We start from the raw sequence: 434 nt of genomic DNA on the forward strand, positions 1-434 counted from the left end.
CCATCTGCGTAATCTGCGGATCAAATTATGGTAGTTTTGGCTGAGACTACGTTTTGATTAATATTTCAGGCAATTCCCAGCCATTTGAGGCCTAAATGTTTTCATCCCTGACGCTCAACCTGATCGTCTTTGGCATTGCTGCTATGGCCATTGTCCTCGCGGGCAGTCGGCTGGCAAAGTTGGCAGATGAACTGGCCGATCGTACTGGCATGGGCGAGGCCCTGTTCGGAGTATTGTTGCTGGCGGGGGTGACTTCGCTCCCGGACTTTGCCGCGACCTTAAGTGCCTCGATGGATGCACGGCCCGATCTGGCCATGAGTAATGTTATGGGTAGCATGGCGGTGAATCTGGTATTTCTTGGCATTGCAGACATCGTTTATCGCAAAGCCAATCTGGAGCATGCGGCCGCTTCCCCTGTAAACCTGATGCTGGCA

Annotated in this window: 1 pseudogene; it reads left to right on the forward strand. The window is 52.5% G+C overall.

Annotated features, from left to right (window positions below):
* Window positions 1-95 precede the first annotated feature (95 nt).
* Window positions 96-434 (forward strand): annotated as a pseudogene (locus tag B3O33_RS02125) (sodium:calcium antiporter); the annotation flags it as partial.

The sequence above is a fragment of the Methylophaga sp. UBA1464 genome, assembly GCF_002325665.1.
Taxonomy (GTDB): domain Bacteria; phylum Pseudomonadota; class Gammaproteobacteria; order Nitrosococcales; family Methylophagaceae; genus Methylophaga.